The 23,826-nt window shown below is 53.4% G+C and carries 24 protein-coding genes; 7 read left to right on the top strand and 17 right to left on the bottom strand.

Annotated elements, in window-relative coordinates; translation table 11 throughout:
* Nucleotides 1-733 (bottom strand): phosphopyruvate hydratase (eno, locus tag TA5113_RS16715; RefSeq protein ID WP_082638124.1); only part of this gene is annotated, 733 nt, incomplete at its 3' end.
* A gap of 306 nt (nucleotides 734-1,039) precedes the next feature.
* On the opposite strand from eno, the gene TA5113_RS15030 reads away from it, so the two are divergent.
* Complete coding sequence (locus tag TA5113_RS15030; protein WP_058316045.1) at nucleotides 1,040-2,152, top strand: PAS domain-containing sensor histidine kinase; 1,113 nt, start codon at nucleotides 1,040-1,042, stop codon at nucleotides 2,150-2,152.
* Here the strand turns inward: TA5113_RS15030 and TA5113_RS15025 are convergent.
* Together TA5113_RS15025 and TA5113_RS15020 are read right to left on the bottom strand one after the other, a co-directional pair.
* Nucleotides 2,142-3,002: a DMT family transporter gene (locus TA5113_RS15025; RefSeq protein ID WP_058316046.1), complete on the bottom strand. Its 861-nt coding sequence runs from the start codon at nucleotides 3,000-3,002 to the stop codon at nucleotides 2,142-2,144. The genes TA5113_RS15030 and TA5113_RS15025 overlap by 11 nt on opposite strands.
* A gap of 1 nt (nucleotide 3,003) precedes the next feature.
* Entirely contained in the window at nucleotides 3,004-3,423 is a 420-nt protein-coding gene (locus TA5113_RS15020; RefSeq protein ID WP_058316047.1) for a Fur family transcriptional regulator, read from the bottom strand.
* A gap of 180 nt (nucleotides 3,424-3,603) precedes the next feature.
* Here TA5113_RS15020 and TA5113_RS15015 point away from each other — a divergent pair, with 180 nt between their 5' ends.
* The gene (locus TA5113_RS15015) at nucleotides 3,604-5,016 is read left to right on the top strand and encodes a DEAD/DEAH box helicase (RefSeq protein ID WP_058316048.1); all 1,413 of its coding nucleotides are present in this window, start codon (nucleotides 3,604-3,606) and stop codon (nucleotides 5,014-5,016) included.
* On the opposite strand, the gene TA5113_RS15010 is transcribed toward TA5113_RS15015, so the two are convergent.
* From TA5113_RS15010 to TA5113_RS14980, 7 genes are all read right to left on the bottom strand, one after another.
* Nucleotides 5,013-5,858, bottom strand: coding sequence for a PhzF family phenazine biosynthesis protein (locus TA5113_RS15010; protein ID WP_058316049.1), 846 nt, complete (start codon nucleotides 5,856-5,858; stop codon nucleotides 5,013-5,015). The genes TA5113_RS15015 and TA5113_RS15010 overlap by 4 nt on opposite strands.
* Before the next feature lie 5 nt (nucleotides 5,859-5,863).
* Nucleotides 5,864-7,282, bottom strand: coding sequence for a protein adenylyltransferase SelO (locus TA5113_RS15005; RefSeq protein ID WP_058316050.1), 1,419 nt, complete (start codon nucleotides 7,280-7,282; stop codon nucleotides 5,864-5,866).
* A gap of 57 nt (nucleotides 7,283-7,339) precedes the next feature.
* Nucleotides 7,340-7,789, bottom strand: a complete 450-nt coding sequence (locus tag TA5113_RS15000) for a GNAT family N-acetyltransferase (protein ID WP_058316051.1) — start codon at nucleotides 7,787-7,789, stop codon at nucleotides 7,340-7,342.
* The gene (locus tag TA5113_RS14995) at nucleotides 7,786-8,733 is read right to left on the bottom strand and encodes a nucleoside hydrolase (protein WP_058316052.1); all 948 of its coding nucleotides are present in this window, start codon (nucleotides 8,731-8,733) and stop codon (nucleotides 7,786-7,788) included. Before TA5113_RS14995 ends, TA5113_RS15000 begins: the two co-directional genes overlap by 4 nt.
* Nucleotides 8,734-8,916: 183 nt before the next feature.
* Nucleotides 8,917-9,930: a Fe(3+) ABC transporter substrate-binding protein gene (locus tag TA5113_RS14990; RefSeq protein ID WP_058316053.1), complete on the bottom strand. Its 1,014-nt coding sequence runs from the start codon at nucleotides 9,928-9,930 to the stop codon at nucleotides 8,917-8,919.
* 90 nt (nucleotides 9,931-10,020) lie between these two features.
* Nucleotides 10,021-10,812, bottom strand: coding sequence for a nucleoside triphosphate pyrophosphohydrolase (gene mazG / locus TA5113_RS14985; RefSeq protein ID WP_058316165.1), 792 nt, complete (start codon nucleotides 10,810-10,812; stop codon nucleotides 10,021-10,023).
* 158 nt (nucleotides 10,813-10,970) lie between these two features.
* Nucleotides 10,971-11,597, bottom strand: a complete 627-nt coding sequence (locus tag TA5113_RS14980) for an outer membrane protein (RefSeq protein ID WP_058316054.1) — start codon at nucleotides 11,595-11,597, stop codon at nucleotides 10,971-10,973.
* A gap of 232 nt (nucleotides 11,598-11,829) precedes the next feature.
* On the opposite strand from TA5113_RS14980, the gene TA5113_RS14975 reads away from it, so the two are divergent.
* From TA5113_RS14975 to TA5113_RS14960, 4 genes are all read left to right on the top strand, one after another.
* On the top strand, nucleotides 11,830-12,246 hold the full coding sequence (locus tag TA5113_RS14975; RefSeq protein ID WP_058316055.1) for a DUF1499 domain-containing protein: 417 nt from the start codon (nucleotides 11,830-11,832) through the stop codon (nucleotides 12,244-12,246).
* Between the two features lie 304 nt (nucleotides 12,247-12,550).
* A complete protein-coding gene (gene prfA, locus TA5113_RS14970; RefSeq protein WP_058316056.1) occupies nucleotides 12,551-13,606 on the top strand; it encodes a peptide chain release factor 1 in 1,056 nt (351 codons plus the stop codon).
* Nucleotides 13,603-14,439 carry a peptide chain release factor N(5)-glutamine methyltransferase gene (gene prmC, locus TA5113_RS14965; protein WP_058316057.1) on the top strand — a complete coding sequence of 279 codons (837 nt, stop codon included), beginning with the start codon at nucleotides 13,603-13,605 and terminating at the stop codon, nucleotides 14,437-14,439. The genes prfA and prmC overlap by 4 nt, the downstream gene beginning before the upstream one ends.
* 229 nt (nucleotides 14,440-14,668) lie before the next feature.
* The gene (locus TA5113_RS14960) at nucleotides 14,669-15,286 is read left to right on the top strand and encodes a DUF4167 domain-containing protein (RefSeq protein WP_058316058.1); all 618 of its coding nucleotides are present in this window, start codon (nucleotides 14,669-14,671) and stop codon (nucleotides 15,284-15,286) included.
* A 127-nt stretch (nucleotides 15,287-15,413) separates the two neighbouring features.
* Here TA5113_RS14960 and TA5113_RS14955 read toward each other — a convergent pair whose 3' ends face one another.
* Nucleotides 15,414-15,719, bottom strand: coding sequence for a metalloregulator ArsR/SmtB family transcription factor (locus TA5113_RS14955; RefSeq protein ID WP_058316059.1), 306 nt, complete (start codon nucleotides 15,717-15,719; stop codon nucleotides 15,414-15,416).
* Between the two features lie 98 nt (nucleotides 15,720-15,817).
* On the opposite strand from TA5113_RS14955, the gene TA5113_RS14950 reads away from it, so the two are divergent.
* Entirely contained in the window at nucleotides 15,818-16,228 is a 411-nt protein-coding gene (locus TA5113_RS14950) for a hypothetical protein (RefSeq protein WP_220387216.1), read from the top strand.
* Nucleotides 16,229-16,271: 43 nt separating this feature from the next.
* Here TA5113_RS14950 and rsmA read toward each other — a convergent pair whose 3' ends face one another.
* From rsmA to lptF, 6 genes are read right to left on the bottom strand one after another with little or no spacing between them, the layout of a single operon-like run.
* On the bottom strand, nucleotides 16,272-17,114 hold the full coding sequence (gene rsmA / locus TA5113_RS14945; protein WP_058316060.1) for a 16S rRNA (adenine(1518)-N(6)/adenine(1519)-N(6))-dimethyltransferase RsmA: 843 nt from the start codon (nucleotides 17,112-17,114) through the stop codon (nucleotides 16,272-16,274).
* Nucleotides 17,115-17,138: 24 nt separating this feature from the next.
* Complete coding sequence (gene pdxA, locus TA5113_RS14940; protein WP_058316061.1) at nucleotides 17,139-18,137, bottom strand: 4-hydroxythreonine-4-phosphate dehydrogenase PdxA; 999 nt, start codon at nucleotides 18,135-18,137, stop codon at nucleotides 17,139-17,141.
* A complete protein-coding gene (locus tag TA5113_RS14935; protein ID WP_058316166.1) occupies nucleotides 18,134-19,351 on the bottom strand; it encodes a peptidylprolyl isomerase in 1,218 nt (405 codons plus the stop codon). Before TA5113_RS14935 ends, pdxA begins: the two co-directional genes overlap by 4 nt.
* 19 nt (nucleotides 19,352-19,370) lie before the next feature.
* On the bottom strand, nucleotides 19,371-21,548 hold the full coding sequence (locus tag TA5113_RS14930; RefSeq protein ID WP_058316801.1) for an LPS-assembly protein LptD: 2,178 nt from the start codon (nucleotides 21,546-21,548) through the stop codon (nucleotides 19,371-19,373).
* Nucleotides 21,545-22,642, bottom strand: coding sequence for an LPS export ABC transporter permease LptG (lptG, locus tag TA5113_RS14925; RefSeq protein WP_058316063.1), 1,098 nt, complete (start codon nucleotides 22,640-22,642; stop codon nucleotides 21,545-21,547). Before lptG ends, TA5113_RS14930 begins: the two co-directional genes overlap by 4 nt.
* The gene (gene lptF, locus TA5113_RS14920) at nucleotides 22,639-23,754 is read right to left on the bottom strand and encodes an LPS export ABC transporter permease LptF (protein ID WP_058316167.1); all 1,116 of its coding nucleotides are present in this window, start codon (nucleotides 23,752-23,754) and stop codon (nucleotides 22,639-22,641) included. Before lptF ends, lptG begins: the two co-directional genes overlap by 4 nt.
* Between the last annotated feature and the right edge of the window lie 72 nt (nucleotides 23,755-23,826).

Below are 23,826 nucleotides of genomic sequence, written 5' to 3'. Positions count from 1 at the left end.
ACGCGCAATCCAGCGCCAGATAGATGTCTTCGCCCGGCTTGTAGCCCGCCTTTTCAATCGCAGCCATCACGAAGTCCAGCGCGACGCGGGTGCTTTCGAGGTTTGGCGCGAAGCCACCTTCATCACCGATACCGGTGTTGTGACCCGCTGCAGAAAGCTCTTTCTTAAGGGTGTGGAAGACTTCCGCACCCATGCGGATCGCTTCTTTCACGTTCGTTGCCGAAACCGGCATGATCATGAATTCTTGGATGTCGATTGGGTTATCTGCGTGCTCGCCACCGTTGATGATGTTCATCATTGGAACAGGCAGAACGCGCGCCTGCGTGCCACCGATGTAGCGATAGAGTGGCTGAGCGGTGAAATCCGCTGCGGCTTTCGCGCAAGCCAGAGACACGCCAAGGATTGCGTTTGCACCAAGACGACCTTTGTTGTCTGTGCCGTCGAGTTCGATCATCGCAGCATCAATGGCTTCCTGTTCGGTCACATCAAAGCCAACCAGGTTTTCGGCGATCTCACCGTTCACGGCGGCCACTGCTTCCAGAACACCTTTGCCAAGATAGCGGGCTTTGTCGCCGTCGCGCTTTTCGACTGCTTCGTAGGCACCGGTGGATGCGCCAGAAGGCACGGCCGCGCGGCCCATGGTGCCGTCTTCCAAGACAACATCAACCTCAACGGTTGGGTTGCCGCGGCTGTCTAGAATTTCGCGGGCGTGAATATCAATAATGGTGCTCATGGAGGATGTCCCTAGTGCTACGTCAGGTATGCGCGTTTAATACCAAGCAATTGTAAAATGTAAACGGTGTTTGATAGCGCTAACGGAGGTTTTACGCTAACGTTAGGGCAAACAGATTTAATTTTGCCGAAACCTCAGTTTGAGACTGCGCACAACCATAGGTTTTTCTCGGCTGCGAAATGACCCCAATTGGTTCTAAATTTAGTCGAAATTCACGGTTAATTGGGCCAAAAGTCGGCTTTCGCTGGCGTTGTTTCTTGGATTTGAATAGTAGTTGTAACGAGCAAAATGACGTTAAGAGCAGTAATGGAGGACAGCGTGCCTGAAGCACAATCGCTGGCCGATTCCACGGAAGCAGGAATTGATCTCGGAGGGATCATTGAAGCGGCACATGTTGGCGTTTTCGACCTGAACCTTGTGACGGGTCATTCCCGTGTCTCCTCTGCTTGGAAAGAACTGATTGGGTTGCCAGCCGACGCAGAGATTTGCGGGCAAACAGAATGGCTCGACCGCATTCATCCCGACGATCTCAGCAAGGTTAAGATTGCGGATGAAGCAATGCTGTCTGGCGCGTCAGAACGGAGCATCTCGACCTTCCGTTTGCGTCACGACGAGGGGCACTATATTTGGATCCAATCCAATGCCGGTGTTGCGGAACGTGATTCAAGCGGCATGCCGCTGCGCGTCACTGGCGTTCATATTGACGTATCCGACCAGATGGAACGTGAACGCGCGAAAGACGAGTTTGTTGCGATGATCAGCCACGAGCTGCGCACACCGCTCACTTCTGTCCTCGGCGCGCTGAAAATGGCCAATAGCGGTTCGCTTGGTGAATTACCGGGACCAATTGGAAACATGTTGGAGCTTGCGCAACGCAATGCGAACCGTTTGCTTCATTTGGTGAACGAGTTGCTGGACTTTAAGTCGCTTGAAAGCGGCACGATGTCCTATGAGATGACCAAGATCGATGCGACTGAAGCGGCCAATGATGCAACAGCGTCGATGGAAGGCTATTTGCAAGATGGTCAAAGCATCAAACTGATGAGCGATGATGGCGACACGCTGGTTGTTGAGGCCGATGTGAACCGTCTTCAGCAAATCCTTGCGAACCTATTGTCAAATGCAGCGAAATTCTCGCCGGCGGATGCAGAGATCGAAATGGGCCTCAGCCTTGACGGTGATATGGTTCAATTTGCGGTGCGCGACCATGGGCCCGGGGTTCCAGACGAACTGCAGGGCAAAATGTTCCAGCGCTTCACGCAGGCAAAGACCGGTGAAAAGCGCAAATTCAAGTCTACCGGTCTTGGCTTGTCCATCTGTAAGCAGATGACCGAAGGCATGGGTGGTCAAATTGGCTATTTCAACAACGAAGACAATGGCGCAACGTTCTGGGTCCGTTTCCCAGCGGTCAGCTCTTAATCTGCGCCTCGCGGAGCATTACGAACAATCCCGCCCCAATAATCAGCGCTGATCCAAACAGGGTCTGCGCATCGGGAATTTCTGAAAATAGAACATAGCCAACAACCGCAGCAAAAGGCAGGCGAGTGTATCGTACTGGCGAGACTGAAGAGACTTCGCCAATGCGCATGGCCTTTGTTGCGCAGAAATAGCCCAAAATTGCGAATGCGTTCATCAGGATCAGGTGCCAAGCAGATGTCAGCGAAATAGGTTGGTTTCCTTCACCGACCCAAGACAGCACGAACCCAACCGGAATTAGCGCGCCAAAGGCATAAAGCGACAATAGGGGTGTTGAGGCTTCTTGCGGGGCCAAACGCGCCGCCAGATCGCGTGCGGCCAAAGCAAGAGTGCCAAGAACAGCAAGCAAAAGCGCGGGATCCAAACCACCACTGTCAGGCCTAAGAATGATCATGACGCCAATCATACCGATAAACACAGCACCCCAGCGGCGCGGCCCAACATGTTCCTTTAGGAAAACGGCGGCAGTGACTGTCAAGATCAACGGAATGGTCTGCATGATAGCTGCAATGGAAGACAAGGGGGCAAGGGTGAATGCGGTAAAGAAACTCACCGCAGCGGTCACCTCGGCCACGTTCCTCAAAACGATGATCGGTCGGAAAAACAGCGGTGAAATGATCCGCGTCGATTGTTGCCGGCACAAAAGTGCGAATACAACCACTCCGCCAAGTCCCATAAAGACCATTACCTGTCCACGGGAGATGCTTTGCGTGAGAAGTTTGATCATGCCGTCGCCAGCGGCGAAACAGGCCATAGCCAGGCCCATGAGGCCCATGGCACGCAGATTGTCCAAGCTAGTGCTCGTCGCGCTTTAACGGCACGCCATAGAGCTCCATCTTGTGGCCCATAAGCTTGTAGCCAAGCTTTTCGGCGATTTTTTCCTGAAGCTTTTCGATATCAGGATCCATGAACTCAATCACTTCGCCAGAATTTATGTCGATCAAGTGGTCATGGTGGTCCCGTTCGGCGTCTTCATACCGCGCACGGCCATCGCCAAACTCCAGTTTGTCCAGAATTCCCGCTTCTTCAAACAGTTTCACTGTCCGATACACAGTGGCCAATGAGATGGCAGAATCACGCGCACTTGCGCGGGCGTAGAGTTCTTCAACATCGGGGTGGTCTTTGCTGTCTTCAAGCACACCTGCAATGGTGCGACGTTGTTCCGTCATACGAAGCCCTTTGGCTTCACAGCGGGAAATAATAGTGTCTGACATGCTTGCCTCGATGTTCTTTGGCCATAGTTACTATCGTCGGCCCGCACAAATTTCCACCATTCTCGGCAAGATATCCACCGCATTTCGCGCTTGACGCATGCCTGAAAACCAAGCACTAGCCACAGGCTATAGATCACCTGGCCTGAAGCTGCGGCCAAATAAGCCCCAAAAGGACAGGATATGGCGGAATTTAGCGAGTTGGGTTTGCCCAAAACTCTGGTGAAGAAACTGGAAGGGCTGGGGCTGAAAGAAGCCACCCCGATCCAGAACCGCGCGATCCCCCATGCGCTGAATGGCCAAGACGTGATGGGTTTGGCACAAACCGGCACCGGTAAAACGCTTGCCTTCGGCCTGCCGCTTATCTCTCGGCTGCAAAGCTACGGTACAAAACCTGCGCCAAAAACCGCGCGCGCTTTGATCCTTGCGCCAACGCGCGAGCTGGCGAACCAGATCGCGACGTCATTGAAATCGTTGACCGAAGGCACTCATTTCAAAGTTGGGCTTGTGGTGGGTGGCGTTGCGATTAATCCGCAGATCAACCGTGTGTCCCGCGGCACCGATATTATTGTCGCGACCCCAGGGCGTCTGATCGACCTGATGGAACGCAACGCGATTGACTTTGAAGACACTGATTTCTTGGTGCTTGATGAAGCGGATCAGATGCTTGATCTGGGTTTCATTCATGCACTGCGTCAGATCTCATCCGCACTTCCGGAAGAGCGCCAGACCATGTTGTTTTCAGCAACCATGCCGAAACAAATGGCAGAAATTGCAAACACTTACCTGACGAACCCAATCCGAATTCAGGTCAACCCTCCGGGCAAAGCCGCCGACAAGATCACGCAGTCTATTCATTTTATTGCGAAGGCCGAGAAGACGAACCTATTGATCGAACTTCTGGACACGCACCGCGATGAAGCAGCGATTGTTTTTGTACGCACCAAACATGGTGCCGACCGGTTGATGAAATCGTTGATCAAAGCGGGTTATGAGGCGGCGGCTGTGCATGGCAACAAAAGCCAAGGCCAGCGTGAACGCGCTATCGCTGCCTTCCGCGCTGAAGAAACCCGCGTTTTGGTGGCCACAGATGTGGCTGCGCGCGGCCTAGACATCCCGATTGTACGACACGTTTATAACTACGACCTGCCAAACGTGCCTGATAACTATGTTCACCGTATTGGCCGGACCGCTCGTGCGGGTATGGACGGAGCGGCGATTGCCTTCTGTGCGCCCGATGAAGTGGATGAATTGAAGGCAATCCAAAAGACCATGAAATTCACCATTCCGGTGGCCTCGGGTCGCCCTTGGGAGGGGGCCGAGATTGAGCCGCGCAAACCGCGTGGTGGCGGCGGACGCGGGCGTGGCGGTAGACCGGGCGGTCGTCCCGGTGGTCGTCCCGGCGGACGCTCAGGTGGGAATAAAGGCGGCGGCAACCAAGGCGGTGAGCAGGGTGCCGGCGGCCATCGTGGATCCGGTGGCAAGCCCGGAGGCAAGCCGGGCGGTGGCAAACCGGGTGGAAGACCTGGTGGTCAAAGGCGACGCGGAGGCCCCGGTAAAGGACGCCGTGGCGGCAAGCCGGGCAGCAATAGCTAGTAAACCAACTGACCTTCCATGGTCCGTTTTGCAGCGCCAGAGATCGTGATCGCACCGTTCGTGGTGCGCACGCCAATCACGCTGTGTCGTCCCATATCTTCACCTTGGTGAAGCGTGAAGGATTGCTCTTCACCGGTTATGTGCGCGCGTAGTGCGGCCAATGTAGCCGTCGCTGAGCCGGTTGCTGGGTCCTCAGGGATATTGTCCAGCGGGGCAAACATCCGAGCGTGGATTTCGTCTCCGTTGACCCAATACACGAATTGAGCAAAGTCCAACGACGCCGGGTGCGCCGCTGCACCGATCCGCATTTTTGAAATATCAATTTCGATGCGGGCAAGCGCTTCACGGCTCGCCAATTCTGTGATGGTAAAGGGCAGGCCCAAAGTGGCGAGAGTTGGCACATGAGTGTTGGTCACAATATCAGCGCCCTGAAGACCCAGAGTTGATACCACCAATTCCAAGTCCGGTTCAGCCATGATCTCCAGCGGAACTGCGGTCGTGAAGGCCGCTTTCCCTTGAGCGGCCTGACATCTAAGCGGACCAACACCCAACTCCAAGGTCATTTCCTCAGGCCCGCCGCTGCTGTCCGCAAGCGCAATGGCAGTGCCGATGACTGGATGGCCTGCGAAAGGGACCTCCATCGTGGGTGTGAAGATACGCACTTTGGCGTGGTTGGCGGGGTCGTCGGCTGGGAAAACGAAGGTTGTCTCGGAAAAGTTAAACTCGCGCGCGATGCGTTGAAGGTCCGCTTCCGGCAAGTCCATTGCATCAGGAATGACTGCTAATTGATTGCCACCAAACGGTTTATCGGAAAAAACGTCGTAGACGAAATAGCGTGTCATGCGGGTCAGGTTCCGCAGAAAGTTGCCTTCACACGCTCATCTTCTGTGGGCGGCGTTGTGTAAGGCAAGGCGTCTGTTGAGGTTTCATAAGGCGTCGCCAGAACGTCATTGAGCTTGTGAAATAGTGCGTAGTCCCCATCAACTGCGGCTTGGATCATCGCTTCGATCTGGTGGTTTCGCGGGATGACAAAAGGGTTCGTCGCGCGCATCAAGGCTTCTGGATCGTTTTCATTCTCGATCCGCTTGCGCCAGCGGGTTTGCCAAGCCTTGAAGTCCTCGGACTGATCTAAAGGCGGGTTGGCGATATTGTCGGCAAGCGCACGGAAACTGTTGGTGAAGTCAGCCTTTTCCTCGGCCAGGATTGCCAAGAGATTTTGAATCAAAGCGCCATCGTCCGCGTGTGGCGTGGAAATCCCAATCTTCGCGCGGAATTCTGTCAGCCACGCATCATGAAGCATCTTTGGCATTGCATGAACAGCTTCTGTGAAGACCTCTACGGCCTGCTCCGCGTCAGGCATCAGAGGGATCAAAGATGTGGCAAGCTGCGCCATGTTCCAAACGATAATGTCCGGTTGGCTACCATAGGCATAGCGCCCGTTGCGATCGATGGAGGAGAACACCTGCATCGGGTGGAACGCATCCATAAAGGCGCAAGGGCCATAATCGATGGTTTCACCGGAGATCGCGCAATTGTCTGTGTTCATAACCCCATGGATAAAGCCGAGCGACATCCATTTGCTCACCAGCTTCGTTTGCGCGGCAATGACCGCCTTAAGGAATGAAAGAGGATCGGTCGCGTTGGGGTAGTGCCGCTCCACCGCGTGCTCAAACAAGGCTTTGAGGCCTTCCATGTCTTGCCGTGCGGACATGGCTTGGAATGTGCCAACACGGATATGGCTGGACGCAACGCGCGTGATGACAGCGCCGGGAAGAGCGGTTTCACGATAGACGGATTCACCCGTCGCGACTGCTGCAAGGGCGCGGGTTGTGGGCACGCCAAGCGCATGCATGGCTTCAGAGACCACATATTCACGCAGCACAGGGCCGAGCCATGCGCGGCCGTCTCCGTTGCGGGAATAGACCGTTGGACCGGATCCCTTGAGCTGGATATCAAAGCGGCCCTCTGGCGTCTCAACATCCCCCAACAACAGTGCACGCCCATCGCCCAGTTGCGGGTTCCAATGGCCAAATTGATGCCCGGAATAAAGCTGCGCCATGGGATCCGCACCGTCTGGCAGCGCGTTGCCGCCAAAAATCCGAGCGAGCTCTTCCGTATCGCTCGTCGCGCTGATCCCAAGCTCAGATGCCAAGGTTTCGTTAAAGGCGATCAGGCTTGGCTGAGTGACTGATGTCGGCTGCATCCGAGTGAACAGCTGAGCGGGAAGCGTGCCATAGGTGTTGGCGAATGGAATATGGAGCGTCATGCTATCCTAGATAGGTATATTTTGCGCTCTGTCGAGCGGGATTGGGGCAAGCTTGGGCTAAAGATCTGTGAAAAGGGATTGATAGCCCTTTCGGTCGCCGAAGCCCGCCTTTTGATAAAGCCGTTTCGCCTTCGCATCGGTGTCTTGTACTTCAAGGAATAGTGCGTTCACTTCGGATTGGGCGAGCGTCTTGCGTAAGCTCAATAGCGCCTCGGTGCCAATGCCCCGTCCGCGGATTTGGGGCCGGACATAAAACTCATCCAGAGTCGCAATCATGCCGCCAAATTCAATAGACCAGCTAAAGGTGATCGCAATATAGCCTATGGGCGCACGGGTCGGGCCGATCAGGTACACGATGCCGTAGGGCGACCCATCCAGCATCGGGATCAAAGCACGCTCGCGCGCTGTCTCCTCAGAGGAAATGCCAATTTCTGCATGAAAAGCTGCTACCAAGTGGGTGAGCTTTTCTAAATCAGTGGGCTTGGCAAGATGAAGCGCTGCGCTCATAGGCGGGCCACCCTTTCGGTTAGAAGCTCAAAGAAACCATCCGCATCAATATCCTGCATGAACATTGCGTTGGGAGGATGGTCAGTGACGCCCCAATAGTCCGCGACGGTCATGCCAAGCGTGAGTTCAGATTGGGTTTCAATCTGGACATTCACGTGTCGGCCACTGAAAAGCTCGGGCTTCAAAAGATATGCGACGGTGCAAGGATCATGCAGCGGACCACCTTCAGAGCCATATTTCTCCACGTCAAAGCGCTCAAAGAAATCAAGCATCTCTGCCAGCGCAATCCCAGCAGTGGTGCCAAGCTCGCGGAAGGCAGCAACGCGTGACTTTGTGGTGAGCGCCTTATGGGTCACATCAAGCGGCATCACGGTAATTGGAATGCCCGATTTAAACACAATATCAGCGGCTTCCGGGTCAACGTAGATGTTGAACTCAGCGGCAGGCGTGATGTTGCCCACCTCGAAATAAGCACCGCCCATCATAACGATTTCTTGCACCCGTTCAATGATATCGGGTGCCTTGTTGAAGGCGGTTCCAATGTTTGTCAGCGGCCCAAGGGTGCAAACTGTGACTGTGCCCGCTGGCTCTGAGCGTAGCGCTTCGATGATGAAGTCGACACCATGCTGATCTTGAAGTGTCATCTGGGGCTCTGGCAGCGGGTCTGGTCCGTCCAACCCTGTTTTCCCGTGCACATGTTCCGCAGTGACAAGCGGCCTTTTCATGGGGCGGTCACATCCTGCATAGACTTTGGTATCGGGCTTTCCTGACCACTCACATACAATCCGTGCATTCTTTTGCGTAAGCGGCAAAGGGACGTTGCCGGCAACACATGTGACCCCCAACACATCGAGTTCGTTAGGGCTTCCTAAGGTGAGCATGATCGCTGCGGCGTCGTCTTGGCCCGGATCTGTGTCGATGATGATTTTACGTGGGGTGGTCATAAGCTGCTCTAAAGAATTTGCGCCAAGTGTGGGCCGTGGCAACGTGCTTGTCTAGGGGAGAAGAGGGGCTTTGCCCCTCAGCGCGATGCGCTTTCACCCCAGGATAATTTTGCCAAAAAGAAGACAAGAAAAAGGGGCGCTGGTTTTGACCAACGCCCCCAAATTCAAGGATGTGTTTCGGCCTTAGCCGTCAAAGTCGACGGTCTCGATCAGCTTCAGAGCCGCGTCGCGATTGCCCGCTAGGGTCATGAGGTTTACGTCATCCGCCTCAAATGTGCCCCAGCCTTGAACGAGCGGAGCAGCTTGTGTGCCGTCTGCGATTGGATACTCGAAGTTGGCTTCTGCATAGATCTCCTGAGCTTTTGGTGATGTCAGGAATTCCAACATTTTCAAAGCGGCGTCTTTGTTTGGTGCGGCTTTGGTCATTGCGACACCAGAAACGTTCACATGGGTGCCACCGTTTTCAAAGGTCGGGAAGACGATATTTACGCTTTCGGCCCATTCCTTTTGCTCGTCATCAGCCAGCATTTTGCCCATGTAGTAAGTGTTACCCACGGAAATATCACATTCACCGGCCCAGATCGCTTTGACCTGTGCGCGGTCGTTGCCTTGTGGTTTGCGTGCCAGGTTGGATTTAACGCCTTCAAGCCAAGACTTTGTAGCTTCTTCACCGTTGTGGTGCAGCACAGCAGATGTCAAAGCAACGTTATAGGCGTTGGTGCCGGAGCGGGTGCAGATACGACCTTCCCATTTTGGGTCCGCCAGATCTTCGTAGGTGGTTATTTCGCCTTCAGCGACCCGGTCCTTGGATGCGTAAACGATGCGCGCGCGGGTTGTCAGGCCGAACCAGTGGTTTTCTGGATCGCGATAGTCGGAAGGGACGTTTGCGTTCAGCGTTTCACTTTCGACCGGCTGGGTAAGGCCTGCGTTCACAACACCTGCAAGACGCGAGATATCAACCGTCAGGATAACGTCCGCTGGGGAGCGATCCCCTTCGGCTTGTAAGCGTTCGATCATACCTTTTGCCAAGTAGGCGACGTTTACCTTGATGCCAGTTTCGGCGGTGAAGGCATCTGTCAAAGGTTTAATGAGCTCTGGCTGTCGATAGGAATATACGTTCACTTCTTCAGCAAAGGCGGGCAGGGCAATCATCGTGGCGGCGGCTGCGAAGAGAGTTGATTTGATATTCACGGACATTGTGTTTGATCATTCATTGTGGGTTTCAATGGGGGTCGTTTAACCTGACACTTTTAGTCGGGTCAATACCTGAATAATGTAGTCGGGAATTTATTTACGAAGTTTCGCCGCCTTTTCTTCGGCTTTCGCTTCGTCCCACAGAGCATCCATTTCGGCGAGGTCAGACTGGACGGGTGACTTTCCGCGATCAGCAAGCTTTTCTTCCACTTTTTCAAAGCGACGTGTGAATTTTGCGTTGGCGGAACGCAGTGCCCCTTCAGGTTCCACACCCATATGACGCGCCAGATTGGCCATCACGAACAGCAGATCACCGAATTCTTCTTCCACTTCCGCCTGCGTCAGGTCATCACGCGCTTCGACAAGCTCTTGGCTTTCTTCAACAATTTTGTCCAAGACGTGCGATGTATCAGGCCAGTCAAACCCAACGCGTGCTGCACGTTTTTGAAGTTTGACCGCACGCAGGAGGGCAGGTAGGCCAACCGCGACCCCGTCAAGCGTGCCTTTTTGCGCTTTGCCGGCGCGTTCGGCGGCCTTGATGGTTTCCCAATCTTTGGTCTGCTGATCCGCTGATTTGTCACGGCTTTCATCCCCGAAGACATGAGGGTGCCGGGCCACCATTTTATCAGACATGGTGTCCGCCACGTCATCAAATTCGAACAATCCCTTTTCGGCAGCCATTTGTGCGTGGAAGACAGATTGGAAAAGCAGGTCACCCAGCTCGCCCTTCAATTCATCCCATGCTTCACGCTCAATCGCATCTGCGACCTCGTAGGCTTCCTCAATCGTGTAGGGCGCAATGGTGCTGAAATCTTGTTCAATATCCCATGGGCAGCCGGTCTTTGGGTCACGTAAACGGCGCATGATTTCCAAAAGCCGAGGCATGCCGCCTTTGGGGTCATGAATAAGCGCGTCGCTGTTTGAATTTGCCAACGGTTAATTCCTCTGAATTGGTCTAGAGCCCACGCAAAGGAATAAGCTAAAATGAGCCAACCGTTGCTGGCTCATTTATGTGACGTCACGCGGCAGAACGAAAGGTCAAATTAGAATTTGAAGCCAACCCGAAGCTGAAGAACGGTGTGATTTGAATCCACGGTTGTGGCCAGCCGCTCACCAGAAAGATCGTAGTGATCGACCGCAAGACCAACGATACCGTTCTTTCCAAGCAAGCGCTCGATCCCAATGCCAGCCACGAAGCCATCCATGTCGATATTTGTGCCTGCATCGTCAAAGGTGCTCTGAGCGGACCCAATCGAGCCGAAGAACAGAGTCTTGCCCGCGGTTCTGCCGATACGCACCCGAAGCGAGCTGATGTCGCCATGGACGCGGCTTGGATCGCCTTGAACGGCGCTGTCGCGTATAATGTGTTGGTATTCCAAACCGTAAACCATTTTACCGCGCTGTAGGTCATATCCTACAAACCCGCCCTGGTTGCCATCGCTGGCATGGCCTGTATCCAGAAATGGGAAGCCTTCAGACGCTGCGGTGGTGTTCCCAGACATCTCACCATTGTAGGTCAGACCAAGTCGCAAACCTTGCCAATCTGGTTCTTCAATCAATTCCAAAGGTTTTTCGATGATCGGGTCCCCGAGGGCGCCAGCTGTGGCTGTTGTTGCCAAAGAAAGGCTGAGTAGAACCGACTGTGCAGCGGTTTTCAGTTTGAGGGGCATGGATCACCTTCTTGCGTCTTAGAGTATTATGTTTCTGTTAACCGATTTTCTTTGGAAATACAGAGGCCTTTGGCGTCTTTGTTAAGTTTTATTGTTGTTGAGATTTTTGTCTGATGTCTGTTTGAAACGCAGCCATGCACATGAGATCAATCTCGCAACCGATAGCTTGAAAAACTGTCGAGAGAATTTAAGTCGCCTTTAGCACTCAACAGCAATCAGCGGACACGCAGCCATGAAAACAGCAATTTCATTTGGTCTCCTTCTTTTCCTGCTGGGGACAGCTTTCGTGCGCTTAAAGCCGATTGATACAGAGCGCGCCCATCACCCCCTGAGCTTTACTGAAAATTCGAAGCTGGCAGGTGGGGTCGAACGGCTCGCCGATGTAAATTTTGAAGACCTGCACAACCTCATTCTTTCTGAGCCAAGAACTCGGGTTTTGATCGGTGATTTGAAAGAAGGACGAATTACCTACGTGACGCGGTCAAGACTTTGGGGGTTCCCGGATTTGACGACGGTTCAGGCCGACTTGGGGACTGAGACTGCGCCTTTGCGGATTTACGCACGTTTGGTGTTTGGAAAATCAGATCTCGGAGTGAACTCAGCTCGCGTCGAGCGGTGGCTCAGTCATTTGAATACTCGGGATTACTGAAAGCCGGGAGCTCAAACACCCCGGCGCAATTTCACGCCACATCGGGTTGTTCTGTGACATTTGGCATTGGGCCATATACATGCGCCCATCCACCTGCATGCAGATATATTCACCGAGTTCCACGCGTTTTCCCAAGCGATCCGTGCAAAAGCAGTCAATCCCGGCGCCACGCTGAGACCGTTCGTCTGCAAGAGTGGGGGAAGTCAGCCCGATAAGGGCCAGTGCTATGAAAATTCGACCCATGGAGTGAGCCTAGCACAGGATCGCCCCTTGACCAAACGCGGCGGATCAGGAAGGTAGCGCCATGGTTCCTTTCGAGCGTTTAGAACAAATTGCCCAGCGGTTCGAGTATCTTGAAGCGCAGATGGCAGATGGGGCAGCGGGTGCAGATATTGCGGCGCTGGCCAAAGAGTATTCCGAACTTAAGCCTGTGGTCGAACAGATCTCTGCCTACAAGCAACTGTTGTCTGATTTGGAAGAAGCAGAGCTGATGATGGAAGACCCCGATATGCGGGAGTTGGCCGAGGAAGAGCTGCCAGAGCTTAAGGCGCGTCTGCCTGAAGCGGAAAAAGAACTGCAAATCGCTTTGCTGCCGAAAGATGCGGCTGATGCGCGTCCTGCCATGGTGGAAATCCGTCCGGGCACTGGCGGTGACGAAGCGGCGCTTTTTGCGGGTGATCTTTTGCGTATGTATCAGCGCTATTCCGAAGCCCGTGGCTGGACCTTTGAAATTATTGAAGAAAGCGCAACGGAGCTTGGCGGCATCAAAGAAGTCGTTGCCCACATTAAGGGCGAAAACGTTTTTGCGCGGCTGAAATATGAAAGCGGCGTGCATCGTGTGCAACGGGTGCCGACGACAGAGAGCGGCGGACGGATCCACACCTCCGCGGCCACGGTCGCTGTGCTTCCAGAAGCGGATGACGTGGATATCAATATTGATCCCGGCGACATTCGCATCGATACGATGCGCAGTTCCGGTGCGGGCGGTCAGCACGTGAATACGACTGACTCTGCGGTTCGCATCACGCACATGCCGTCTGGCATCGTTGTGACAAGTTCGGAAAAATCTCAGCACCGGAACCGCGAGATCGCGATGCAGGTTCTGAAAACGCGGCTTTACGATATGGAGCGTCAGCGGATTGACAGCGAACGGTCTGCTGATCGGAAGTCGCAGGTAGGTTCTGGCGATCGTTCCGAACGCATCCGTACCTATAATTTCCCACAGGGACGCATGACCGATCACCGAATTAACCTGACGCTCTATAAGCTTGATCAGATCATGGGCGGCGACATCGACGAAATCGTTGATGCGCTTACAGCTGATGATCAAGCGGCGATGCTGGCTGAGATGCAATCATGATCCTGCGCGTCGCGCTCATGGAAGGCACACGGGCCTTGCGCGACGCAGGCATTGCCGGTCCAGAGCGCGACGCAAGGCTATTGCTGGCGGAAGTCCTAGGCATGTCCGTTGGACGATTGACGTTAGAGCCGGACTGGGACGTCACAGAAGAGCAAATCAAACGATTTCACGGCTATCTCGCACGGCGTTCGGCAAATGAGCCGGTCTCTCGCATTTTGGGGCGGAGAAATTTCTGGGGCAGGGACTTTGAGGTCACTCCGGATGTCCTTGATCCACGGCCCGAAACCGAATGCCTGATTGAAGCGGCCTTAAAAGGCCCAAGTCCGAAGCGCCTGATTGATCTTGGATGCGGCAGCGGCATTATCGGCGTGACGCTTTTGGCGGAATGGCCTCAGGCGAAGGGTGTTTGTTCCGATGTTTCGCAGCCCTGCTTGGCGGTGACCACGCGCAATGCCACCACCCATGGCGTTCGAGACCGGCTTGAGGTTCAGACATCCAGTTGGTTTGAGGGGATCGCAGGGACGTTCGATCTGATTGTGTCTAATCCGCCCTATATCACCGAAGAAGAAATGGCCCATCTCAGCCCTGATGTTGCATTACATGATCCACATCTCGCGCTGACCCCGGGTGGCGATGGGCTTTCCCCTTATCGCATTTTGGCGACAGGCACTGCGATGCACCTTGCGCCCGGTGGACGCATTTTGGTCGAGATCGGTTGGAAGCAAGGCGCTGATGTGGCTGAGATTTTCTCTCAATCGGGTCTAATTGACGTTGAAATATTGCCCGATCTTGATGGACGAGATCGTATCGTTTTGGGACGAAAACCCCATTGAAAACACATCAATAACGCGAAAAACGACGTCTATTTTGCAGTTTTTTCACAAAAAACTGATAGACCCCCTTGTAAGGGACCAAATGTAGCGGTAACCGTTAAGTGTTCCAGCGGTGGATGCGAAGGCGGTCCCGCGGAACACCAAGCCGAAAATCGTATGACTGACGCGATGTGCATGAGGCACCTGCAAGGTCATCATAAGCAGTGAATCCAGGGCTGGACTTCCAAATATGAGATCTCAGAAATCCCGTTCGCGGAATAAAAATAACCGCAACAACCGTCCTTCCGGCAATATCGTAAACCGTGTGTTTGACAGCAACGGTCCGGAAGGCAAGGTGCGCGGTACGCCGCAACAGATTATCGACAAATACAACCAGCTGGCACGGGATGCGCAGCTGAGCAACGACCGTGTTGCAACTGAAAACTTCCAACAACACGCAGAACATTATCTGCGGATGCTGAGCGAAGCGCAGCGTGAAATGGAAGCCAAACGCGAAGAACAAGAGCGTCAGAACCGCGAACGCCAAGCAGAGCGGGATCGTGAACGCGCAGCGCGCGCGGAACGCCAGGAACGCGAAAGCAACCAGCCGACCGCGGCTGTTGATCCTGCCGAGGCGGATCAACCATCGGATGCGGGTCTGGATGTAATTGGTGGCGATGACGATAACGGTCTAGTGGAAACGCCAGAGGCTGGTCAAAAGCCGAAACGAGCGCGCCGTCCTAAAAAGCAAGATGCAGACGCCGAAAGTGGCGAGCAACCGGCGCCGAAACAGCGGCGACCGCGCAAGCCGAAGGCAGAGCCTAAGGCGGATGCACCTGCCGAAGCAGAAACCAAAGCTGCAGAATAAAGAAACGTCAGAATTTTAAATTTATATTGGCCCGCTAACCGTGGGCCATTTTTTTACCAATCAGTTGTTGCGCTCTTATCATAACATGGAACAGGTGGTGCCGTGCAATTTCAACTCAGGTATCGCCCTATTTTCCTTCGGCAATTTCTTTACTTTCCTTCTTAAGTGGGCGTGAAACCGGACAAACATCTTGAACAAATCCGTTCAAAACGTTGGTGATGTTCTCTGAAATCAATGAATAGGTCACGAATTGACCTTTCTTGGTGCCTTTTATCAGTCCAGCTGCCTCCAAGACGCTTAAATGCTTGGAAATCGAGGGTTTAGACATATCAAAGCGTTCCGCTATTTCGCCGGCAGTCAGGTCGGTGGACGACAAGTAGGCTAAAATCTTGCGGCGGGGAGCGGACGCAAGGGCCTGAAATACGCTATCCATTTGAATTTCTCCAATTAGCTAATTGACTAATTAACTAATCGATGCGATAGATAATTAGCTACTTAACTAAATATACTAAACCCTATGGAGATTTCAATATGCTATATACCTATGCTGCTTACATCGCGATCAGCCTTGTCGCGACGGTCTTAGTTGGACGTACATTAAGCAAGAACGGACATATGTTCCTTATTGATGCATTCAAGAGCAGGGAACAGCTTGCCGACTCCGTCAACCATTTACTTTTGGTCGGCTTCTATCTGGTTAATATCGGATTTGTTACCGTTGCTTTGGAATATGGTCAGCGTCCACACGACGTGGTGAGTTCTGTCGAATTTGTCAGTACGAAGGTTGGTATGGCCGTCCTGTTTCTCGGTGGCATGCACTTCTTCAACATGTTTGCATTGGTACGCTTCAAAAATGCATCGAAGCCAAAACAAAAATTTGAGAGCGGCGAGACGCCACCTTGGAAAAAGGCCAACTCGGAAGCGCCAAACCCGGCTACTTAGTTAGAAGATCTAAAGCCCAAACAGACCCAATTTTGGGTCTGTTTTAACCTTTTGCCACCTCCCGAGCCAAGGCACAAAACCCCTCTAGCGGCACCACTTCCGCGCGATCCGTTGGCTTGATCCCCGCAGCCACCAAACGATCTTCCATATCGCTCGCGACGCCTTTCAACGATGAGCGCAACATCTTGCGGCGCTGATTGAACGCTGCGGCCACGACTTTCGACAACACTGCAGCGTCAGCGTCAAAACGCGGCTTTTCCAGTGCTTTGAGATGGACGACTGCGCTGCTGACTTTTGGCGGTGGGCTGAAGGCTTCTGGCGGCAGGTTGATGACGATGCGCGCATCGGTTCGCCATTGGGCGAGGATACCCAAACGTCCGTAGGCTTTGCTGCCGGGCTGGGCGGTAATGCGTTCCGCCACTTCTTTTTGGAACATCAACGTGAGGCTCTGCCAGAAGGGCGGCCATTCTTTTGGTGTCAGCCAACGGACGAGGAGTTCAGTGCCCACATTGTAGGGCAGATTGGCGGCCACTCGAATGGGCGGCGTCAAATGTGCCATCGGATCGACCTCAAGCGCGTCGCCATTTATGACGTTGAGCTTCCCCGGATAAGCCTCTGAAATTTCAGCCAAAGCCGCCATGCAGCGCTCGTCTTTTTCAATCGCCAGAACTTTGCGTGCACCTTCAGCCAGCAGACCACGGGTCAAGCCCCCCGGACCGGGACCGATCTCAAGAATATCACATTCGCTCAAGTCCCCCGCCTGACGGGCAATTTTTGCGGTCAGGTTGAGATCGAGCAGAAAGTTTTGCCCAAGGGATTTACGCGCAGCGATGCCATGAGTTTCGATGACGTCGCGCAGCGGAGGGAGTGTATCAATACCGGCCATAGGTCCTTTTGGGCCAGAACGCCCCTAAGCCACAACCGCTTTTTCGCGCGCCTTGGCCATTTTTGCAGCTAAGCGGAGCGCTTCGATGGTGCTCGTTGGATTGGCAATACCTTTGCCAGCTATGTCAAAAGCAGTGCCATGGTCGGGAGACGTGCGAATGAAAGGTAGGCCCAAAGTGACGTTCACCCCACGATCAAAGTCCAAGGTTTTGATCGGGATCAGCGCTTGGTCGTGATACATGCAAATTGCTGCATCATAGGACTGACGCGCGCGGGCGTGAAACATGGTGTCAGCAGAGAGAGGCCCGTTTAGATCATAACCTTCTGAAACCAGTTCCGAGACCACCGGCGCAATGACGGTTGCATCTTCATACCCCATCACACCGCCTTCACCTGCATGTGGATTGAGCCCGGCGACCGCCAAGCGAGGATTTTTGATACCAAAGTATTTTTTCAGATCGATATCGGTGATCTCAATGGTGCGGCGCAGCAGGTCTTGCGTAAGTTCGGCGGGTACCTCAGAGAGCGCAATGTGGATCGTTGTGGGCACCACGCGCAGCTCGTCGCTCGCAAGCATCATAACTACCTGATCCACACCGGCGAGGTCGGCCAAGTATTCAGTATGCCCGGGCCAGCGGAAGTCAGCACCGTCTTTCAGGGCTTTCTTGTGAATAGGTGCCGTGCAGACTGCCGACGCCTCACCAGTCGTCGCAAAATCGACAGCTCGTGCAATCACATCGATCACACCCTGAGCATTGGCCGGATCAGGAGTGCCCTTGGTCGCTTTGCCAGCAAATTGATGCGGTAAAACGGGCAGGGCGGTTGGCATCACCGCAGCGGCCTCAGCAGGGCTTTCGATCATCTGAACCGGGGCAGAGCCTGTAAGATGCGCTGGGTCCGCAATCAAAAAGAAAACCAGCTCGCCCTTCAGCCTTAACCAAGCCGCTTCAGCGAGTTCTAAGCCAACGCCTGCAGGCTCTCCACAAGTCAACGCGATGGGCGCTGACGAAGAGGGTGTGTTCATTTGATTTCGATCACCGCGTCTGCACGCAGTTGCTCCAGATAGCCGTCTGCATAGGAGTTGAGACGGCGGTTGCGTAGGGCATTCAAAACGTCTTCGCGGGTCGCTTCTTCGTTCACAGTCGCTGTGCGGCCACACATCATGATGAAGAGCAGCTGGCTGCCATCCTGAGATGTCAGGGCAGTGGACACTTCATGCCGGTCGAGTTTCGCCAGTTCCAAAGCAACACCACGAGGGATTTCGGAAGGCTGACGCGCTTCAATGGCGAGCGCCTCTTCTGGGCCACCAAAATTCACACCATACAGATCATCGCAGGTGTCGATATTGCCTCGAATTTCTTCTGCTCGGGCAATCGTCTCCGGGTTACGACCACCCGGCAAGCGCAACACGCCGTATTCGATTGCAGCGATTGCTGCCTTTTTGACCGGCACCTCTTCGATACCGCGCATTTGGAAAACAGCAATCGCGCCCTCTAATTCAAGAGGAGCGGTGACTTCACCCGGTTTCAGTTCCAAAATGACGGGCTGCAAAGGTCCTGGCAGGCGCGTCAGAGGGAGCCATTCGAGGCGTCCATCATTGTTGCGCGAACCCGATGCAGAGTATTGACGCGCGGCTTCCGCAAAATCGCGGTAGGATTTGATTTCACTGATTTGGTTGGCCAGATCGCGTACCTGTTCTTCGGTCTGCGGTGTGACCGGAATGATAATTTCCGAGAGCAGAACCCTCAGACCTGCTTGACCCGAACTGCCAAGTGCCGCGTCAATCTCAGCTTCGGAAATCTGTACACGGCCCTGAAAACGCGCCTGTACAACGCCGCGCCAAAGAAGACCGGTACGTACAAAATCCCGGAATGTGTGAACATCAACGCCTTCCGAGGCAATCGCTTTGATGAATTCGGGTGTTTTAAGATCGGCACGTGCTGCAAATTCAGTCATACCGGCTTCAAGCTGATTTTGGTCAACTTCGATGCCGATGGAACTTGCGGCTTGGGATTTCAGGCGATCTTCAATCAGATCTTCAAGCGCAAGTTTCTCAAGGTTCCCAAGGCGGCGGATCAGCTTATAAAACTTTGCGCGCTGATCGACTTCATAGTTGGTGACCACTGAGTCATTCACAGTCGCAGCAGGACCAAAAAGGCTTTGTGCCAACAAAGCCGCAGGTGCCAATCCAACAGCGCTCATGGTCAATGCACCGAAAATCAAAGCTCTGAACTTCATTTTAGCCTCATCCTGCCGTCTAGTTGCACGTCCGCGCATAGGTTTTATCTATTGTTTTCGACGAAAAGCCGAGAATTTCAACTAGAAAGCTGTAATCCGTGGCTGGTTGTACCGCAGACGACGATGTAAATCGACGTGAAACTTCAAATTTCGCTTTCACACATTCGTTGCGATATTGGACGCCGACCCCTGCCTCAGCCGTCGCTCTACTCGCCACGTCGTAGCGCCAGTTGGCCAATCCGGTCCAATGTTGGCCCATGCGGTATGACCCATCAAAATTCCATTCGGAAAGGTCATTAGGTCGATCTTCTTCAAGATCCCCATCAAGCCAGATGTATGTCGCGTCCAATGCGAGTTTATCATTGTGCCAGCCACCGCGTGCTTCAGCTTTGTTTAATCCTTCGATTCCATCGATCAAAGCGCGTGTACTAAATTGCAATCCAGACGCGTTTTCGAATTTTGCGGCAACAAGAAAATCCGAAGTCGTGGACTGAAGCCCGGAGCTTGCGGTGAAGTCCGGATGTGTTTCGTCCCGCACCACTTGGCCAAATGTAAGGTGGGTGGACCAATCTTCTGCAAATCGACTCCAATTCAGCCCCCAGGCTGCAACAAAACCATGTTCGCGGCGGTCGTCGGAAGGGAAACGAGACAAAGACAGCAGATTGCCTTCATCAAACTCAACGCGAGTGCTTTCGTCATTTGCAATCGTATTTGGGCTACCAGCGCGCAGGGTACCACCGCTCCAGCCGACCTGCGCGATGGGTTCGACGACATAGGTCGCGCCATTCCCCGCGCGCTTGATCCACGGATATCGCAAGGTGACTGACGTGGATGGTGTGAGTTCCATATAGCTTCGGTCGCTCACCGTACTGTCTTGGTGCGTGTCGATGACGTCCAGCGCCATGCCCGCTTGTGTCCCCAACTCCAATCCAGACCCAAACACCCAATTCTTGCGCCAATCAATTGCGGCATTCACCCGATTCACATCGCGCCCAACGGTATCAGCCGATGAAATCCGGTAGTGGCTATGTGCTTCCAATTCCCACAATGCTTCGCCGCCAATCAAAGCGGGGCTGAATCGTTTCTGTTTTCTCGCTGACACAACCCATGAAGGAATTGTTTCATTGTCTTCGCCTGTCCGGATCGTCTCAAAATTGGTGATCGAAAGTTGAGTGTTTTCAGAGCGATTGACACGCGAAATCGTTATGTCGCTGCTAAGGCGGTCCTGACTTGAGTAGTCGTAGTCCGGCAAATAGCTTGCGTCGGATACGCGCTGAATCTGAAAGCTGAGTTTGTAATCGCGCTTAAGATCGAACTGTCCGGATCCAAACACATAAGCCCGACTGTCGTATCCGCTAAAGTCGTCCTTAGAAATTGCGCCTTCAAAGGAAATATCGCCGTTTCGGAAGGCCTGCCGATAACCCCATTCGAGGGTTCGCGTATTCGTTGCGATATATGGCGTCAGAGTCAGGTCTTTGTGATCCCCTATGGCGATGAAATATGGAATGCGAATACCAGTCCCTAAACGAGACCGCGCCCTAATGCTGGGAATGAGAAATCCGGTTGCACGCTCTAGGGTTGGATCCGGCAATCGCAGACGGGGAACATAAAAAATTGGAACATCAAAAACGCGAAACTGCGCCTGATCAAAATAAAGCTGTTGCTCGTCTTGATCATGCGTCACCTTTTTCGCGCGGATTTGCCAAAGCGGGGGCTCTCCATTTTCGCAGGTTTTACATGATGTAGCCGTGGCTTTATGCAATTCAGATCGGCGACCATTCACGCGCCGCATTTCCTGCGCTCTGACCTCGAGCTGTTCGTTTAAGACCAGCCGAGCGCTCTTGATCAATCCATTCTTCAGATCAGCGTCCAGCTCCGCCATTGACGCAAAAACCTGAAAGCCATCTGGACCAGTAAGTTCGATCGGCCCTTCTATAGAGATCGTATCAGTTGCACCGTCGTAGATGATTTTAGAGGCTGTGAGTTTGGTGTCGCCGTAAAACGCCTCAATATTGCCCGTGGCAGTCAAAAGATTATTGGCTTGCAGGAACACAGAGTCAGCTACGAGGATAACTTGTTCATCGCGTTGGTCCTGAGCCTGAGCGGGGACTGTCATCGTCGCAGTCAGGGTCGCAATGGATATGGCCGCCAACCATGCTCGGTTGCGCGCTGATATTCTAGCCGTCAAACCCGTCATCCGTCTTCCATATGCAACAATAACCCAAGTGCGAGAAACACACTTGCAATAGGCGGTGTCCACGCAGCGAGTTCAATAGGGATTTGCCCATTCTCCCCAAGAATTTGAGCAAAGTTCCTCACATAGTAGAGTCCAAAGCCTGACATGGTCGCGAGAAGCGAAGCGAGCCCGGTGCGACCCATTCGCGTATGGCGCATTGTGAATGCAGCGCTGACGAGCACCATTGCGATCAAGAAAATCGGCTGCGCCAATTCCATATGCAGCCACATGGTATGACGCCGTGCCGAAAAGCCCGCGTCTTCCAATTGATTAATTAGTCTGGGGAGCTCCCAAACGGACACCGTGCGGGGTTTGCCGAAACCGTCACGAATTTGTTCTGCAGTAAGGCTGGTCGGCAAGGCAAGTTCAGCAGCGACCTCGGATTCTGCTTCGGAATTTATTCCCATAGCAAGTGGCCAGATTTTTGCGTTTGTCAGCCGCCATTCGCCATCGGTTAATTGCGCGGTGTCTGCGTGTATCCGGCGCACGGGGCCCGTGCCATCGCCAAATGTAACGAAGATTGCGCCTCGCAAAGACGTCGCATCGTGATTGGCTCCCTCGGCAAAGATAACAGTCTGGCCGGTATCTCCGCCTTGCCGCAACCAAATCCCGTCTCTGGAGAATGTAAGTACATTCCCGCCACCGCTTCTAATGGCTGCCGCTTGGTCATCGTAACGTTTTGTCGTTGCTGCAACGATCGGGTTAAGAGTTGTGACCCCAAAAAGGCCGATAAAAAGTGCAACGGTTACTGGTGACAACAGCGATATTAATGCCGAGCGTCCGCTGGCGCGGGTGACAACAAGCTCACTGCTGCGGGCTAAATTGAGGAACAACACCAGCGAACTTAGGATCATGATCAACGGAATGATCTGATAAAGTTCTTTTGGCATGTTCAACAACATCAATTCGAAGATCGCCACATAACCTACTGTCGAGGTGTCAAACCTACGGAGATGCTCGACCAAATCGAACAACAACAGAATGGCAGCGAAAACACCGGTCAATGCGAGGAAAGCCCACAGAAATTTTCGCGCGAAATAAAAGTAAAGTGTCATGCCGGAACCCCGCGCCTGCGAAAGGTTCTCGTTTTAGAGAACAGCATACCTACGACAACAGCCGTGCCAATCGCTGGTGGTAGATACATAAGCGGCCAGATGCCCTCATCTTTCCGCACGGGATCGGTCACACCATTTCGAATGCCTTCCAATAGGATCAAAATCATAAAGGCGTAGACAATATTCTGCCAAACCCCAAAACGACTGTATCCCCCGAGCAGAAGGGTCGCGAAACCAACCATCGCCGCGATCGCGCACATGAAAATTTGCGTGATGCGACCATGGAGCTCTGCTTTGATCCAGCCATTTGGCAAATTGAGCAGAGCAGCCAGTTCTTCGCCCTCAGTCAGCAGCTCCATGGTACTCGCCCGTTCAAGGGTCTTCCGACGGTTTGAGCCTTGAGAGAGAAAACCACTGATATCATAAGTAAAATCAGCAAAGTTGGTGGTAAAAAGGCGATTATCACTGGCCTGCACAACTTGCGCTAAACCGTCAACCATGATCAGTTTGGGACCATTCTCGGACTTAATCAGGTAGGCTTCGGTCGCCGTATAGGTGACCGTTTGATCTGGATTGGAATGATCCGCTAGGAACACGTCACTTAGAACACCGCTGCTGTCGATCTCTCGAATGTAGAAAACGACACCAGGCGAGGGTTCAAGAAATGTACCCTCAGTTAAAAGCCGGGCGGTTGCGTTCTCTGCCACTTCTCGTTCTCGTTGATCCAGCTGGGTGGAGCTCAATGGTACCAAAAACAGCGACAGAGCGGCCATCATTGCGCCAACCAATAAACCAAAGATCAAAAACGGGCGGCCCAAGCGCCAAGGGCTAAAACCCGTGGACTGCATGACCACCAACTCGCTTTCGGTCGACAGACGGTTGGTCACATAGGTCGCCGCTGCGAAAGTCGCGATGGGTAAGATCAACTTAATGACCGCAGGCAGGCTCAGAATGGTGAATTCGAAGAAGGTCGAAATGGGTTGGCCATCGGCAATCAAACGATCAAAAAGAATGACCGCACGGTTGACCCAGTAGACGGACACCAACACCAACGCAAAGAAGCCAAACAGCATCATTAGTTGCGACAGCAAATAGCGGTCGAATCTGCTCACGCTTTGCCCCCCAGGCAAGAAATCCGTAGCGCTGACCTTAATGCAAATTCACCAGAGGGAAAACTGCTATCT

It is taken from the genome of Cognatishimia activa (genome assembly GCF_001458335.1).
Classification (GTDB): Bacteria; Pseudomonadota; Alphaproteobacteria; order Rhodobacterales; family Rhodobacteraceae; genus Cognatishimia; species Cognatishimia activa.
The sequence above is the reverse complement of the archived record's forward strand: the minus strand, read 5'-3'. Positions and strand labels throughout refer to the sequence as shown.